The following is a 15,821-nucleotide window of genomic DNA, read 5'->3' as shown; positions in this document are numbered from 1 at the left end:
GAATTGGGAGGAAAAATGATGCAGCTTTATTTTGGGCGGGAGGACTGGATTCAGCAGGCTGTTTTTGCACTTAGAAGATCTGTCTTTGTCGACGAACAAGGAATCGCTCCTGAATTAGAATTTGATCAAAAAGATCAGTTCTGCCATTATTTTCTACTGGCAGAAGGCCAAGTACCAATTGCCACTATTCGCTATCAATCGTTGGATTCGCAAACGATCCAGCCCGATCGCTTTTGCGTGGCTAAAAACTATCGAAAGCAAGGGATAGGACGGCAGTTGTTAGCGGCCTATGAGCAAAAAGCGATCACCAATGGCTTTTGCTGGTCGGTTTTGTCTTCTGAAATTGCAGCAGTCGGCTTTTATCAAAAATGCGGCTGTGAGATCCTCTCTCCTCCTTTTGAAGAAGATGGAATCCTCTGTGTAAAAATGGAAAAAAATCTTTGCTAAAACGAAGGAACACCCAATAGCCATTGCCTGGCCGATGGGTGTTCCTTAAATTAGATACTGGAATTTTTTTTATTCTTGCGAGCAGAGCGATTCGACTGACGACGTTCGATCTTTCGTTTCTCTTTGTTTTTCTTATCAACAGCCCACTGAATTTTCTTCTTGTAGCCAGGCTTGATTTTTTTCTTTTTCTTCTTGACCAACCCAATCAATGTTGGGTCTAATTCGTCTCTTGATTTTTCACGTTTTTGTCGACGATTCCGATCATATGTTGCAACGATCTCCCCATTTTTGATTTCTTTTGGTTGGAATTTTACACCTAAATCTTCGATTGCTTGAATGGCTTGTTCGTCACTAGGATCATACAAAGTGATCGCTGTTCCAGCTAACTGATTACGTCCAGTACGTCCCACACGATGAATAAAGAAATCCAAATCCGCCGGAATCTCAGCATTGATTACATGCGAAACTCCCTCGATGTCAATCCCGCGAGCAGCTAAATCAGTTGCGACTACATATTGATACTCTAAATTTTGAACCTGACGCATCACACGTTTGCGTTCTCGCGGTGTGATATCGCCATGGATCTTGGCTACTTTCAGCCCTTTTTCTTTCAGATAGTCGGTTAATTCATCCACTCGGGATTTGGTATTGGCAAAAACAATCGCCAAATAAGGATGTCCCGTCGTTAGTAGTTGATAAACCAATTGATTCTTATCTTTTCCTTTAGTTGAGATCAACCAATTTTCAATGGATTCAGAGATGACTGCTTTCGGACGAATTTCTTCGATCAATGGATTTTCGAGATATTTTTTCAAAAATGGACGCAGCTTTTCTGGAATCGTTGCAGAGAAAACTAACATTTGCAGTTTTTCCGGCAATCGACTAGCAATTTGGTCCACTTCTTCCAAAAAGCCCATATCTAATGTCATATCTGCTTCATCAATGACAAAGGCTCGTGCCGTATGCACAGCCAGTGCTTGTTCATTGATCATATCTAGAATTCGTCCCGGTGTCCCGATAACAAGCTGCGGCTGCTGGTTTTGCAAGCGGTCCATTTGTCGTTGTTTATCCGTGCCGCCTACAAAGTTGGTCACACGAATCTCTGGTTGCTGAAATTCTGCTAGTTGTTTTGCCGCTTGATAAATCTGCGTGGCTAATTCACGACTCGGTGCAGTGATCACGACTTGCACTTCATCTTTTTGCGGATCGATTTGATCCATCAAAGGAAGCAAAAATGTATGCGTCTTCCCACTTCCAGTTTGGGATTGTCCCACGACACTGCGACCTTTTTGGATCACAGGGATTAATTTTTCTTGAACTTCTGTTGGTGAAGTAAATTTCTTCTCCGCTAACGCTTCGTAAATAAATGGTTGAAATTTAAATGACTCAAAAGACATTCAAACACCTTCTTTCTATTGACATCTTTTGGATTATAGCATATTTCCAGCTCAATTCCTAACCTTGTTTCGCTGGATCGTGCTTACTACATAAGTAGCCGTTCTTTTTTCGTAAAAGAATCGCGGTTGTTTTTTGAATGCTGCCCAAAGGATGTTGCAATAAAATCCAAGTTGGATCAAACCAAAAATCAACACAACCAACAAACTCACTAGGACGAGCATTTGATTAGTAGATTGAATAAAAGGCGTAAACAACACATTGATGCGTGTCGCACTAACATAGATCAGATAGAGCAATCCATAACGCTTAAAAATTGCTCTGAAACTGACACGGGAATGATTTTCCTCCATCACTCGAATGCGAACAAGTTTTTTTCCTAGCGTTTGTCCATTGAGAATATAATTCAAAAGAATAAAGTAAAGAACTACTTCTAGTAAAAAATACCAATAATCATTCGTAAAGTCATCGATTTCTTTATTCACAGTCACTCTTAACAGAATCATAAGCATCCAAGCGAATAAATTCAATATTCCCCAATCGATCAGCCAAGCAACAAATCGGCGAGTAAACGTCACTCGATTATCTTTGGCATAAGATTCGGCATCCATCTCTTCACGGGTAGGCAACAGGAAGGTGAACAATGGCGTCACCAAAAAGCCAATGGTCCCGCCAAGGGTATTGACAAATAAATCATTGACGTCAAACAACCGATAAGGGCGCGGATAAATAAAGTATAATCCAGTTAACTGAGTCAATTCAAAGAACAGTGATAAGCCAAAGGTTGCCACAATCGTCTTCGGAAAAGACAATTTAAAGTAGTAGCGCATATAGACACCAAAAGGCAGTGTCAAAAAAAGATTGAATAATGGCTCTAAGACTACGTTTTGCTTCAAAGCCGGAAGATACGTAGTGGGATCATTGATTTGTAACACCGTTTGCTGCAAAAAATGCTGCCAGGAAGCACCTAACTGCCACTCCATTTTGGGACCGGTCATTTGAGCGACTTCTTCAATACTCGGCAACGGCAAAATGACCAAGAAATAGGCACAAAGCAGATAAAAAACAAATGAATAAAGTACAATTGCTCGTGAAAAAATAAATCGGCCAAATTTACGGTATTGGCGCACAAAAAATATCGACGAGATTGCAAGTGCCAAGAATGGAAATAACAGTAATGCAACCTTGATTGGCATAAGATAAGCTGACATAACATCCTCCTAAAAATCTATTTCCTTTTAATCTTACACTGTAATTCCCAAAACGTAAATTTTGGAGTATGATAAATAAAAGGAGGTAAAAAAACATGTTGAATCCTTATTTTGCTTTTGGTGTGCCATTTTTTCTTTTATTGCTCTATATCGGCTTTGCGCTTTTTCGCCGTTCTTCTCATATTCCTTATTTAGGGTTTGTACTCTTTATCATTGCTGGATTTATGAGTGTATTCAGTTTCCAAGTGATCCAACAGGCGCTGACAGAAGTAAATAAAACCAATGCTGCTGCGGTAGAGCAGGTCCATGGCTATTCCCTCTACTTATTAGCTATTCCGTTGCTGATCGGTCTCTTGTTAGTGATCCGCAATATTTTTCGGGGTTATGCTAAAATCAAAAAAGTACGTCTCCAATCCAAATGAAAAAGATACAGTTTCACTTTATTCAAATGTTGACTGACAGGCGCTCTGAAAAACAAATGAATCCGTCAAACAAAACAATTATCCGAACGATAGCTGAATGATCAAGCGTACTTACATGCATGCGGACTTAAGTTAAGCGCATCGCATTCTTCATCGACTATCGTTCGGATATTTTTTTGTTTTGTGTTCTTCTGTTTTTCTTTAACCTACATACATTCATTGGGCATTTGCCCCTCTATTCTTACTCCTCGTCTAGAAAATCAGTCTCGGTCTGTGCAAGAAATTGCTCCTTGACTTCATCATCCAGTTGTTCCAAAAGATATTGCCAGTCGCTATTTGACAAAACGACCACATCCAAATCTTTTTCTTCGTCAATCAATTCGAGGTTGCTGTACTTATCACCCAGATCAAGAAATAAATCAGCGAGTGCTGCATCCTCAATGGTTAGGTATTCCGTTTTTTTCATCACCCATCACCTCAAAAATCAAAGAATTCGTAAAACAATATTTCAAACGATTGAATGGTTGTCATTTTTTGTAGCGTCAATAAATCCAAGCGGATAAACTCTTTTTCCACTAGAAAATAGTGATTGTCTTCTAATGCTTCTTCAATGAATGGCAGAATCTGTTCTTCATCTCCTTGCCGTTCCCTGGAAATACTAGAGATCTGATTAAATAAACGTTCATCTTGCAATAAAAAATACTCATCATCGTACCGGTAAATGGCAACTTGATAATTCCGGATGGGTAATGCTGCTCGAATGATAAAAAAACATTCCCCAGAATCAGAAAGTGCAGGTAATAATTCATTCGGTTTCAGCGCTTGTTTGTAATACATATCCATCTCTCCCCTTATTTATAATTATAGATAAATACAGAGGAAACACAAAGGAATCGAACTGAAGATTAAAAATTACTAAACATCCCATTCTCTATAAAATTCAGTTAAAAAGGTTGTCATAACGTCTTTACGCCGCAGTGCTTCTTGTTTACCAAAGTGCGTGTGCATTTTTTCAGGCAATAAAAACAACTTTTCATAGAAATGATTGATCACGGTGGTCCCTTTTCGGTAGTCAGCGTGGTTTGTGAACGTTTTCGGCGCTCGCTCTGATTCATGGATCGGATGCTGATGTGCACCGCCAAAGTAACTAGTACGCAAAATACCAATTGCGCCTAATGCATCTAAGCGATCCGCATCTTTCACGATTTGTCCTTCTAAAGAGGAGACTTGTGCCCCTGCCAGTAACTCTTTTGAGAAAGAGAGATTCTCAATGATTGTAAATATATGACTGATTTGTTCTGCTGTGGCTCCAGCAGCGAGAAGGCATTGCTGCACTTCTTCTTTGGCTTTCACCACATCTTTCACCACCTTATCATCGATGGTATCGTGTAAAAATGCCGCTGCTTCCACAACATAATCATCTACTTGCAGTTGATCTTCGGCAATGATCTGTTTGGCCATTGCGGCTACTCTCTTGACATGATCAAAGCCATGTCCTGTGTGATCAGTTCCCAAAATCAATTTGGCATATTCATAAATTGGTGCTATATCAGCCATTTTTTGAAACTCCTGTCTTTTTTATCTTGTTTCTATTGCTAGCATTCTGATTCAATCGTCCGATTCCATCAAAGTATCAGAACCCAAAGTCAATGAAGACTATCGTCTAGCTACCTAGTTTCCCGTGCGTTTTTTTAAAGATGAGAAGAAGCCTTTCGAGTGAACGAAAGGCTTGCTCATTAGCGGATTTGATAAACAGAAAAATAAACCTTCCGCAGATAATCCAATAAATATTGCGGATTTAACAGTTCTCCTGTCGCATCCAGAATCAATTGATTTGGTTTTTTAGAAGCCCCGTATTGATGAATGTGCGTGGTCAACCATTGGCGGATCTCTGAATAATCATCAGAAGCCAATACAGCATCGACATCGATCTCTTTTTCCATTGCATGAAAAAGCTGTGCCGCATACATGTATCCTAACGCGTATGATGGGAAATAGCCAAAACTTGACCCTGACCAATGAACGTCTTGCAAGATACCTTCTAAATCATTTTGCGGACGTACGCCTAAGTATTCTTCATATTTATCATTCCAAATAGTTGGCAGATCTTCCACATTCACTTCTTCATTGAAAATCATCTTCTCAATCTCGTAACGGATAATGATATGCAAAACATACGTCAGGCTATCTGCTTCGATCCGAATCAAACTTGCTTGGGTAAATTTTAATGCATTGTAGAAAGTCTCAAAGGAAACATCATCGAAAGTTCCTTCTGCACACTCTTGAAAATAAGGGTATTGTTTCTCCCAAAAATTACGATTGCTACCGATAATGATCTCATTGAATAAAGATTGCGATTCATGGATTCCCATGGATGCTCCTTCGTGGACCGGCGTTCCTTCAAATTTTTCATCAATGTTTTGTTCATACATGCCGTGGCCTGCTTCATGAATCACGCCGAATATTCCCATCGAAAAATCTTCTTCATTCCAACGAGTCGTCAAGCGAACATCATTGTGGTTAATGCCGGTCGCAAAAGGATGCACCGTATTGTCCAACCGCCCGCGAGAAAAATCATACCCTAAGTCTGTGATGACTTTCGAGATGAATTTCCGCTGTTGCGCCTCTGTCATTTCACGAGATAAGATCGTTGTATCTGGTGGAGTACCTTTTTCTAACTGGCGACGAATATCCATGATTCCATCACGAACTTGTGAAAACACATTATCCAAGATTTCAACGGTCATGTTCGGTTCATATTGATTCAAAAGAACATCATAATTTGTCCGTTCCTCTTTTTTCCAATAAGGGATCAGCTCTTTTGTCAAATGGATATTCTCAGCTAATGCTTCCTTGAATAAAGAGAAATCTTTCGCTTTGCGGGCTTGCGTCCAAGCAGTATGAGCTCTAGAAGTAGCAGCAGAAGCTGCGATCGCTAATTCATTAGGAACATTTTTTTGCAGCTCATATTCTTCTTTCACCAGCTGATAAGCTGCTTGACCAACTTCAGATAATTCATCAGGGTGCTGACCAAAATAAGTAATGGCTTCTTGGATCGTTGGTCCGACTTTCTTTTCGAAATACAAGCCATACAAGTAGCTGTCAACTTCACTGCGATATTCGCTGGCCTTTTCAGGCATTCCCGTCTGAGTATCCCAACCAAGGATTCCCATTGCTTGTGACAGCAAATCGAGCTCTTTTAATTCTTTTAGAAATTCTTGTTCTTTCATTCAACCGTCTCCTTTTTACGCGGTGGGCGACTGCCCCAATACTGGAAGAAATCCGTACGCAACGCACCATTATATAGTTTGCGCTTCTTGGTTGCTTTTTCACCATAGTGGGTCTCAAATGTAAGGTCACTGGTCAAAATGTATTTGCTCCAAGTTTTTAATGGCCGAAAGACTTCGCCCATTTCACGGTACAAGCGCTGTACCGTCTCTTCTTCTCCTAAACGTTCCCCATATGGTGGGTTGGCAACGATCACGCCGTATTCTTTGTCTGTTTTAAAATCTTTGACTGCTTGTTGTTTGAAGGTGATGGAATCACCTAGACCAATCTCTTCCGCGTTTGCTTTGGCGATTTCGATCATCCGTCCATTGATATCTGAGCCCATAATGTCCAGTTGGCTATCGTAATCGGCTGCTTCGTCTGCCTGAGCTCTTACAGTCTCAAATACTTCAGCTGGAACCCAATCCCATGTCTCACAGACAAAGGAGCGATTGAATCCAGGGGCAATATTATGTCCGATCAGTGCTGCTTCGATGCACAGTGTACCGGAACCGCATACAGGATCAACAAACGGTCGGTCTTTGCGCCAGTTGGTCAACATGACTAATGCTGCAGCCATATTTTCTTTTAAGGGTGCGCCCCCTTTTTCTAGTCGATAGCCACGTTTGAACAAACTCGGTCCTGTCGTATCGAGTGTGATCATGGCATGATCTTTCAACAAAGCAACTTCCAACTGAAAGAAAGCACCACTTTCAGTTAAAGGAACACTTGCAGGGCGATGATAAACTTCCCGTAATCGATTAACGATCGCTTTTTTTGTGATTGCCTGACAATCAGGCACACTGAATAACTTCGATTTGATCGATTTACCTGCCACAGGAAACTCTGCGTCTAGCGGCAGAAAGTCTTCCCAAGGTAATGCTTTGACTTGCTCAAATAATTCATCAAAGGTGTATACATCAAATTCTCCCACCACAATCTTAATGCGGTCAGCTGTGCGTAACCAGAGATTGGCGGTTGCAATGGTCTCCAACGTTCCTTTGAAACGAGCCCGTCCATTTTCTACTTGGCATTCAATGCCTAAATCTCGCAACTCCTTACCAACTAGCGCTTCTAACCCACTAGCAGCGGTTGCGACACAATCAAATACTTTTTCTGTCATAGATTTCTCCTTCTTGATATAAAAAAACCTTCCGTTGCTGGAAGGATTCCCTGATCTGCTGTGATTTTCTATAAGCCATGTTCTGTCCACGTCTTCCTCAGGGAGAAGAAAACGTTGGGTAATTATCTATCTGCAATTACTTGCCTTTTTGCTCCGTTCATTTCCGTGCAAAAAGCGCCCCTACCATTGTTTGGGTTGCTCGCTCGAGGGGTTTACCGCGTTCCACCAAGACGGTTTCCCGTCTTGCTTCGTCACTGTGGCACTTTCAAGGATACTTTGGCATAGCTCGCGCCTTAGCCATTTTTCCTGCCGTTACTCTTTCAAGTACCCTAGCTTATTGTTTCGCTAGGCACGATCACTACAAGCATCTCAGCTTGTGCGAGCATGGACTTTCCTCAGCATAATCAAAGTTATGCCGCAATTACCCGAAAACCACAGCAATCAAATTGATTAGAATTGACGTGTTTTTTCGTTATCGTCTTCAAAATCAGCATTTGTGTAGTTGCTGTTGTATGAAGAGGAACGTGTAACTGGTTCTTTTTGATCCAATTTTTTGCCAAAAACTTCTTTTTCCAAATTAGACAAACGTTTCAAAATATCAAAATTTGTCACTGTTTGACTTTTTGGCGCTTCTTGTTGGACCCGTGATGCAATCGCTTGGTTCTTAGAAAGTTGATCGATTTTTGCATTCAAACGATCGTTTTCTTCTTGCAATGCTAAAATCTCTTTGTTGTAGCTCTCGTAGTCTTTGATGATATTGTCTAAAAATTCATCGACTTCCACTGGATCATAGCCGCGCATTTTTGTTTTAAATTCTTGTTGAAGAATATCCTTGGGACTAAAAATTAGATTTGCCATTATTTACACCTCATTGATTTTTCCAAATGATTTTCACTTTCTAGACCATTCTATCAAAAAACTCTCAGAAATCAAAGTAAATTACTATCAAATGTTGCGTTTTGCAGATCATCCATTGTAATTTGATCGATCTCGTAAGGATGATCCTCCCGATATTTCTTCGCATCTTTCAAAAAAAAGCTGGTTTTTCCAGGGAATTCTTCATCATAAAGCAGCAACGCACCATCTGTGTGTTCCAATAGAAACTGGGTATGATTTCTTAATTGGCTTGGTTCTTTGTAGGGTTGATGGCTAGTGGCATTCACATAATCAGCGCTCATTTGCACTCGTTGCAACATTTGCTGGTTCGCTTCATTCCAGTTTTCACCAAATCCTTGAAACGGATAAATGATCCCTAGTTTGATTTCTGGATAGTCTTTTTGCAAAAGCTCCACCACTTCTGCACACCATATTTCTGCTCCTAGATTGCCACTGATCAGCACCCATTCCAGTCCTTGTTCAATGTAAGAAAGCAAAGACATTTTTATTACTTTCTTAATAATTTTGATTTTGGGATCTTTTTCTTGAAATACACCAAGTTCAAAGCTGCGGTAGCCGGTAAAATATAAGGTTTTCATTGTTTAAGCAGTCATCTCTTTTCTTTCCAAACGTCTTTTTGGTATAATGATGCCTAGGAGTGTGAATAACATGGTCATTCGATACCCTAACGGTCAGTCTTCTGCTTATGATGGCGGTAAAAAACAAAAATTGCAAGAAAAAATAGCTCGGCCAAAAACTTTCGCGAACCGCGGAATGCGTTTTGAAGAAGCAATTAATCAAAGCAATGCCTATTATTTGAATCGTCAAGCAGCAGTCATTCATAAAAAACCTACACCTGTTCAGATCGTTAAGGTGGATTATCCCCGCCGCAGTGCAGCTGTGATTAAAGAAGCTTACTTCCGAGAAGCCTCTACCACGGACTATAATGGTGTTTATCGCGGATATTACTTGGATTTTGAAGCCAAAGAGACACAGAACAAAACCTCTTTCCCCTTCAAAAATTTTCATGAGCATCAGATTCAGCATATGGAAAACTGTCTGACGCAGCAAGGAGTCTGCTTTGTCTTGTTATGGTTCTCAAGCTTGCAACGCTGCTTTTTTTTGACGAGCAGCAACTTGATCACAGAGTGGCATCAACAAAAAACAACAGGTAAAAAATCGCTGCCTCTTGCCTATATAGAGAAAAACGGCATTGAGATCATCCCAGGAATCGCTCCGCGTATTCCTTATTTAAAAGCAGTAGATCAATTTTTGTCAATGAAGGAGAATGATTAGTATGGCGAAAGAATCGCAATCGAGAGCTTCTCGACATGATTCTAAGAAAGCGGCGGCTGCATATAAAGGCCCCAAACAAAAAAAGCCGAAAGGAAAACGAACGATTGGCAGTATTTTACTTCGTACCTTTATGGGGCTCTTCTTTTTAGGATGTCTCGGTCTCTTATCAGGGATGGGACTTTTTTGGTGGTACGCTAAAGATGCACCACCATTAGATGAGAAACAGCTCGATTCTGCTGCTTCCTCCAGGTTCTACGCCTCAAACGGAGATCTGATCCTCGATTTTGGTAGCGAGACCCGTGAAAAAATCACTGCGAATGAAATTCCGCAGCAATTGGAAGATGCGATTGTATCTGTAGAGGATCGTCGTTTCTATCAACATATTGGAGTAGACCCTATCCGTATCATTGGATCGGCATTGTCGAACGTGACGACTGGTGGCATGCAAGGTGGGAGTACCCTAACACAGCAATTGATCAAACTATCCTTCTTCTCTACTAGTGCAGAAGATCAGACGTTGCGAAGAAAAGCGCAAGAAGCTTGGATGGCCGTCAGACTGGAACAAACAAAATCCAAACAAGAAATCTTGACCTACTATATCAATAAAGTGTACATGTCTAACGGTGTCTATGGGATGCAGACAGCTGCCATGAAGTTCTATAACAAGACATTGGATCAACTAGATTTGGCTCAAACAGCATTAATCGCTGGATTACCAAACGCCCCTTCTGCTTATGATCCATATGCTCACCCAGACAAAGCTAAACAGCGACGAGATCTTGTTCTGTTAACCATGTATGAGAATGAAAAAATCACTAAAGACGAATATGAAGCAGCCAAAGCCGAAGATATTTCAGAAGGATTGCAAAAAAATCCGCAACGAAATAACGAATGGAAATATTATGACAATTACTTTAAAGAAGTGATTGATGAAGTAAAAGCAAAAACCGGCAAAGATGTCTATACGGATGGATTGGACATCTATACGAATCTTGATGTCAATACCCAAAAACGATTGTATGACATCGTTAATAGTGACGAATACATCAATTTCCCAGATGATAAAATGCAAGTAGCCGCTACTCTGGTAGATGTTAATAGTGGTAAAGTTGTCGCGCAAATCGGTGCTCGTCATGTGGAAGACGATGTTGTCTTAGGTAATAATTTAGCAGTCAACGTCACTCGTGACTTTGGCTCAACCGTTAAACCACTGACAGACTATGGTCCAGCCTTCCAATTTTTACAAAATTCAACAGGCCGCATGATTTTGGACGAACCCTATAATTACGTGGGGACGAACACACCAATCTACAACTGGGATCGACAATATATGGGAAATATCACTTTGCGGACAGCACTGGCTCAATCGAGAAATGTTCCAGCAGCAAAGCTTTTTGAAGAAGTAGGTGCTGACAATATTTCTTCCTTCTTGAAAGGCCTAGGTATTGAATACAAAAACATTGAACAGTCCAATGCAATTTCCAGCAACACATCAGAAATCGATGGCACCAAGTATGGGATCTCTAGCTTGAAAATGGCTGCTGCTTATGCTGCCTTTTCAAATGGCGGAACCTATTACGAGCCGCAATATGTCAATAAGATCGTTTCGCAAGATGGAACAGTTGATGAAGACTCCTTCAAAGTGGAAGGTCAAAAAGCGATGGATGATACGACAGCCTATATGGTCACCGATATTCTGAAAGACGTGATTTCTGTCGGAACAGGAACCAATGCCCAAATCGATGGACTTTACCAAGCTGGGAAAACCGGGACTTCCAACTATGATGACAATCAATTGGCTCAATTGGATACGTCAAACGGTGCTTACCCGGATATCACGTTTGCAGGTTATACCCCATCCTTTTCTTTAGCTGTTTGGACAGGGTATAATGATAAAATGACGCCGATCACAGACAGCAGTACTCATGTTGCCTCAGATGTTTATCGGGAATTGATGCAATTTGTCTCAGCCTCTGTTGAGAACCGCGACTGGAAAATGCCCGCAGATTTGACCCGGATCGGCAATGAGCTTTACATCAAAGGGACTTACCAGCAACCAAGTTCTAGCACAAGATCAACGATCAGCTCTTCTTCGCTTCCTGAATCAACACCAGAAAGCAGTTCTGAAATCGTTGAATCTAGCAGTTCAACGGAAGAATCGATTCCACCAGTTGAATCTTCTTCTGAAAGCTCACAATCTACACCGCCACCGTCAGAAAGTGAAAGCACACCATCGTCTTCTTCGGAGTCAAGTTCGACGCCATCATCTTCGTCGACTACTCCAGGGACAAATGAAACAAATCCTGAATAAAAAAAAGTTCAGCCGCCTCTCATTGAGGTGGCTGAACTTTTTTTGCGCGCATCCGCAGTTGTCCTTCTTGGCACATTGTCAATAATGGGCAAACTTCACATTTTGGCGCTCTAGCTGTGCAATGGTATCGTCCAAAGAAAATCAGTGTGTGATGTGTTTTGACCCAAAGATCTTCTGGCACTTTTTTCATCAATGTTTGTTCTACTTCTAAGACATTTGCATCTAATCGGCAAATCCGTAAGCGCTTGGTTACTCGTTCGACGTGGGTATCCACAGCGATTGCCGGAATACCAAACGCATCGCCCAAAACAACGTTGGCTGTTTTTCTTCCGACCCCCGGTAATGACACTAATTCCTCGCGGGTTCTAGGTACTTGGCCATTGAATCGTTCGATAAGCTGGGACGCACAAGCCTTGATATTTTTTGCTTTGTTGCGATAAAGACCGATCGTCCGTATTTTCTCAATGATTTCCTCAACAGGAGCTGCTGCCAAGGCCTCAGGTGTCGGATAGGCAGCAAATAGTGTGGGGGTCACTTTATTGACCGACACATCCGTAGCCTGAGCACTTAAAATCACAGCAATCAACAGTTCAAACGGATTTTTGGAAATCAGTTCTCCGTGAGCGTCGGGGAACATTTGGTACATTTGTTCCAATGCGATCATAGTTTTTGCTTTACTGATCATGGCAACTCTCCTTTATTCCCCTTCTAACCAATTATGCATAGGAATCTTAGGAACCGGTCCATTCGTTTGTTCCAAATTTTCTTTCTGCATAAACTGTTTTTTACGGCGTTTTTGTTCTTCTTCTACTTGTTCTTTCGAGGTAATATTTTTCCGTTCCCAAGAAAGTAAAATGCGATCAATATAATTCAAACTGTAGGCTTGATTCAAAACCGCCTCACGTAACGCAAATTGAATCAAATCCGGCTGGTATTTATCTTCTTCCAGCCATTGTGATATTCGCTGGTATTCGATTGCTGAAAGCGGACGGCCAAATTCGGACTCAAACATTTGATAAAGCGAACGTACTTTTGAATCATAGCTCTGCTTTTCCTCCTGCTGATTTTTTTGCCGCAAACAAACTTCCAGTCGTTCATAGATTCCAGAAAACTCATAGTAATCCACCATCTTCCCTGCTGAATCTTTCTTGGATTCGATGGCGATGATCTGTTTATTCAATAGCTCATTCAACCATTTATAGATTTCTTTTTGCTCACTTCCCATCCCTTTAGCAATCATCGCTAAATCTGGAAAATCATTGCCTTGTTCGTGGTAACGATACAACTGAAGCCATAATACAAATTCATCATTGGTTAAACCAAGGCTATGATAGTTTTCCAAAAGCAGATTGGAGACAGTTGTTTGCCCCTGGGCTAAATATTCTTGTAAAGAAATCATCTTATTGTCCTCTTTTCCCATCGTTACATAAAAACCATTTTCAATTTTATTTTGGCATCATCAAGAATAAAATCCATTCTCAACAAAAATGGGACTGCGCATATATACGACCGTCCCATTGACTCCTTTATTGTGCCACCACAGCAATGATCTCTACTTCCACCAATACATCCTTTGGTAAACGGGCCACTTCAACTGCTGAACGTGCAGGCAAATGTTCATGAAAAAGTGTGCTGTATGTATTATTGAATGGAACAAAATCATCCATGTTTTTTAAGAAACATGTTGTTTTGACGATTTCATCTGGTGTAATACCGGCGGCAGTTAAAATTGCCTCGATATTTTTGAGAACTTGCTGTGTCTGAACATCGATAGTTGCTCCCACAACTTCTCCTGTAACAGGATCTAACGGCACTTGTCCGGAAGCAAACAAGAAACCATTAGCAATCCGTGCTTGTACATAAGGACCAATTGCTTGCGGTGCTTTATCCGTTGAAATAATTTTCATTCCTCTTCTCCTTTACACTCTGGACACAATCCATATACTTCTAAGCGATGGCTTTGGATTTTATATCCGGTCAGTTGGGAAGCGGCCATTTCGACATCTTCCAATCCAGGATAGTAAAAATCAGAAATCTTGCCGCAACGTTGACAAATTGCATGATAATGCGGCTCTGTCTTAAAGTCAAAGCGACTGGATGCATCGCCGTAGTTCATTTCTTTCACAAAACCGATCTCCGTAAACAGTCGCAGATTATTGTAGACTGTCGCTACACTAATACCGGGAAAGTGGACTTCGATCGCTCGGTAAATTTCTTCTGCGGTAGGATGTGATGCGTGGCTAGCCAAAAACTCAAGTATCGCAACCCTTTGTGGAGTGATACGGATATTTTCTTGTTTTAATTGTTTGATTGCCTCATCATATATCGTGTTCACAGGAGTTCCTCCAATTCTCTTATCTGTAATATCATACTATGTAGATGGTAAAAATTCAAACAGCTTTCTCTAAAAATTCTTAATCAACCACAAAACAAACACGAAAAATTCCACAGTCCTTAAGAAAAGGGGAGAAAAAGCAGGCATTCTGCCAATGCCCGCTTTCCTTGTTATTCTTCCACTTGATATAAAGCAGTCGATAGATAGCGTTCTCCATTGTCCGGGACGATCGCTAAGACTTTTTTGCCTTTTCCCAGTTCTTTGGCAACTTTGAGTGCTGCATGGATCGCTGCTCCAGAAGAAATACCTACGAGCAAGCCCTCTTTACGGCCGACTTCTCTCGCTGTTGCCATCGCATCTTCACTTGATACGGCAATTGCTTGATCAAAGATCTCTGTATCAAGAACTTTAGGTACAAAGCCGGTTCCAATTCCTTGGATTTTGTGAGGACCAGGTTGTCCGCCTTCTAAGATAGCCGATTCTGCCGGTTCAACGCCATAGATTTTTAAGTCTGGATACACTCGTTTTAATTCTCGACCCGCACCAGTGATCGTGCCGCCTGTACCGATACCAGCGACAAAGGCATCTAATCCTTTTGATTCAAAGGCATTCTCTATTTCTTTCCCAGTTGTTTTCTCGTGAATCTCGGGATTTGCCGGATTTTCAAATTGCAGCGGCATAAAATAGCCCTCTTGTTCAGCCAATTCTTTGGCTTTATTGATTGAACCTGTGATTCCTTCTGAGCCTGGTGTCAAAATCAATTCAGCACCATAGGCTTGCATCAGCTTGCGCCGTTCGATACTCATGGTCTCAGGCATCACGATCACCACTCGGTACCCTTTCGCTGCACCGATCATCGCCAAGCCGATCCCAGTATTACCGGAAGTTGGTTCCACGATCGTATTGCCTGCTTTCAAAGAGCCGTCTTTTTCGGCTTTTTCGATCATAGCCAAAGCGATCCGGTCCTTCACGCTGCTCCCTGGATTATAAAACTCAAGTTTAACGTAGACATCAGCGGAATCCTCTCCAACCACCTTGTTTAATTTGACGATGGGCGTATGCCCAACTAGCTCGGTAACAGATTGATAAATCTTTGTCATTTGCAATCCCTCCAGTTCATATTCCTATTCTACCCAAA

18 protein-coding genes and 1 other RNA gene are annotated in these 15,821 nt (G+C 41.2%); 4 read left to right on the top strand and 15 right to left on the bottom strand.

The window, feature by feature from the left end:
- The first annotated feature begins 15 nt into the window (after nt 1-15).
- Nucleotides 16-447, top strand: coding sequence for a GNAT family N-acetyltransferase (locus EGX73_RS13010; protein ID WP_123866993.1), 432 nt, complete (start codon nt 16-18; stop codon nt 445-447).
- A 50-nt stretch (nt 448-497) separates the two neighbouring features.
- Here the strand turns inward: EGX73_RS13010 and EGX73_RS13005 are convergent, their stop codons facing one another.
- Both EGX73_RS13005 and EGX73_RS13000 read right to left on the bottom strand, forming a co-directional pair.
- Nucleotides 498-1,844 carry a DEAD/DEAH box helicase gene (locus EGX73_RS13005; protein WP_003126629.1) on the bottom strand — a complete coding sequence of 449 codons (1,347 nt, stop codon included), beginning with the start codon at nt 1,842-1,844 and terminating at the stop codon, nt 498-500.
- 51 nt (nt 1,845-1,895) lie between these two features.
- Nucleotides 1,896-3,053, bottom strand: coding sequence for a VanZ family protein (locus EGX73_RS13000; protein ID WP_003126631.1), 1,158 nt, complete (start codon nt 3,051-3,053; stop codon nt 1,896-1,898).
- A gap of 95 nt (nt 3,054-3,148) precedes the next feature.
- Between EGX73_RS13000 and EGX73_RS12995 the strand changes: the two genes are divergently transcribed.
- Nucleotides 3,149-3,475 (top strand): hypothetical protein, encoded by a 327-nt coding sequence (locus tag EGX73_RS12995; protein WP_003126632.1) that lies wholly within the window; start codon nt 3,149-3,151, stop codon nt 3,473-3,475.
- A gap of 241 nt (nt 3,476-3,716) precedes the next feature.
- Here the strand turns inward: EGX73_RS12995 and EGX73_RS12990 are convergent, their stop codons facing one another.
- The 8 genes from EGX73_RS12990 to EGX73_RS12955 all read right to left on the bottom strand — a co-directional run bounded on the left by EGX73_RS12990 (nt 3,717) and on the right by EGX73_RS12955 (nt 9,340).
- Nucleotides 3,717-3,941 (bottom strand): hypothetical protein, encoded by a 225-nt coding sequence (locus tag EGX73_RS12990; protein WP_005473199.1) that lies wholly within the window; start codon nt 3,939-3,941, stop codon nt 3,717-3,719.
- 11 nt (nt 3,942-3,952) lie between these two features.
- Nucleotides 3,953-4,318 (bottom strand): hypothetical protein, encoded by a 366-nt coding sequence (locus tag EGX73_RS12985; protein ID WP_050801524.1) that lies wholly within the window; start codon nt 4,316-4,318, stop codon nt 3,953-3,955.
- 72 nt (nt 4,319-4,390) lie between these two features.
- Nucleotides 4,391-5,032, bottom strand: coding sequence for an HD domain-containing protein (locus EGX73_RS12980; RefSeq protein ID WP_021149662.1), 642 nt, complete (start codon nt 5,030-5,032; stop codon nt 4,391-4,393).
- A 179-nt stretch (nt 5,033-5,211) separates the two neighbouring features.
- Entirely contained in the window at nt 5,212-6,705 is a 1,494-nt protein-coding gene (locus EGX73_RS12975) for a carboxypeptidase M32 (protein ID WP_003126636.1), read from the bottom strand.
- Complete coding sequence (locus tag EGX73_RS12970) at nt 6,702-7,865, bottom strand: class I SAM-dependent RNA methyltransferase (protein WP_003126638.1); 1,164 nt, start codon at nt 7,863-7,865, stop codon at nt 6,702-6,704. Before EGX73_RS12970 ends, EGX73_RS12975 begins: the two co-directional genes overlap by 4 nt.
- A 66-nt stretch (nt 7,866-7,931) precedes the next feature.
- Nucleotides 7,932-8,298, bottom strand: an RNA gene (rnpB, locus tag EGX73_RS12965) — RNase P RNA component class B.
- A gap of 17 nt (nt 8,299-8,315) precedes the next feature.
- Nucleotides 8,316-8,723: a cell division regulator GpsB gene (gpsB, locus tag EGX73_RS12960; RefSeq protein WP_003126639.1), complete on the bottom strand. Its 408-nt coding sequence runs from the start codon at nt 8,721-8,723 to the stop codon at nt 8,316-8,318.
- Between the two features lie 71 nt (nt 8,724-8,794).
- Entirely contained in the window at nt 8,795-9,340 is a 546-nt protein-coding gene (locus tag EGX73_RS12955) for a DUF1273 domain-containing protein (protein ID WP_003126640.1), read from the bottom strand.
- Between the two features lie 70 nt (nt 9,341-9,410).
- Here EGX73_RS12955 and recU point away from each other — a divergent pair, with 70 nt between their 5' ends.
- Both recU and EGX73_RS12945 read left to right on the top strand, forming a co-directional pair.
- Nucleotides 9,411-10,037 carry a Holliday junction resolvase RecU gene (gene recU / locus EGX73_RS12950; protein WP_005473207.1) on the top strand — a complete coding sequence of 209 codons (627 nt, stop codon included), beginning with the start codon at nt 9,411-9,413 and terminating at the stop codon, nt 10,035-10,037.
- A 1-nt stretch (nt 10,038) separates the two neighbouring features.
- The gene (locus EGX73_RS12945; protein ID WP_029486830.1) at nt 10,039-12,348 is read left to right on the top strand and encodes a PBP1A family penicillin-binding protein; all 2,310 of its coding nucleotides are present in this window, start codon (nt 10,039-10,041) and stop codon (nt 12,346-12,348) included.
- Nucleotides 12,349-12,367: 19 nt separating this feature from the next.
- Here EGX73_RS12945 and nth read toward each other — a convergent pair whose 3' ends face one another.
- The 5 genes from nth to cysK all read right to left on the bottom strand — a co-directional run bounded on the left by nth (nt 12,368) and on the right by cysK (nt 15,783).
- Nucleotides 12,368-13,033 carry an endonuclease III gene (gene nth, locus EGX73_RS12940; protein ID WP_003126643.1) on the bottom strand — a complete coding sequence of 222 codons (666 nt, stop codon included), beginning with the start codon at nt 13,031-13,033 and terminating at the stop codon, nt 12,368-12,370.
- A gap of 12 nt (nt 13,034-13,045) precedes the next feature.
- On the bottom strand, nt 13,046-13,747 hold the full coding sequence (locus EGX73_RS12935) for a DnaD domain protein (protein ID WP_003126644.1): 702 nt from the start codon (nt 13,745-13,747) through the stop codon (nt 13,046-13,048).
- Between the two features lie 127 nt (nt 13,748-13,874).
- Nucleotides 13,875-14,255 (bottom strand): RidA family protein, encoded by a 381-nt coding sequence (locus EGX73_RS12930; RefSeq protein ID WP_123866992.1) that lies wholly within the window; start codon nt 14,253-14,255, stop codon nt 13,875-13,877.
- A complete protein-coding gene (locus EGX73_RS12925; RefSeq protein ID WP_003126646.1) occupies nt 14,252-14,683 on the bottom strand; it encodes a Fur family transcriptional regulator in 432 nt (143 codons plus the stop codon). The genes EGX73_RS12930 and EGX73_RS12925 overlap by 4 nt, the downstream gene beginning before the upstream one ends.
- Nucleotides 14,684-14,853: 170 nt before the next feature.
- Nucleotides 14,854-15,783 carry a cysteine synthase A gene (gene cysK, locus EGX73_RS12920; protein WP_003126647.1) on the bottom strand — a complete coding sequence of 310 codons (930 nt, stop codon included), beginning with the start codon at nt 15,781-15,783 and terminating at the stop codon, nt 14,854-14,856.
- Nucleotides 15,784-15,821: the final 38 nt, after the last annotated feature.

It is taken from the genome of Enterococcus sp. FDAARGOS_553 (assembly GCF_003812305.1).
In the GTDB taxonomy this organism is placed as follows: Bacteria; Bacillota; Bacilli; order Lactobacillales; family Enterococcaceae; genus Enterococcus_D; species Enterococcus_D gallinarum.
The sequence above is the reverse complement of the archived record's forward strand: the minus strand, read 5'-3'. Positions and strand labels throughout refer to the sequence as shown.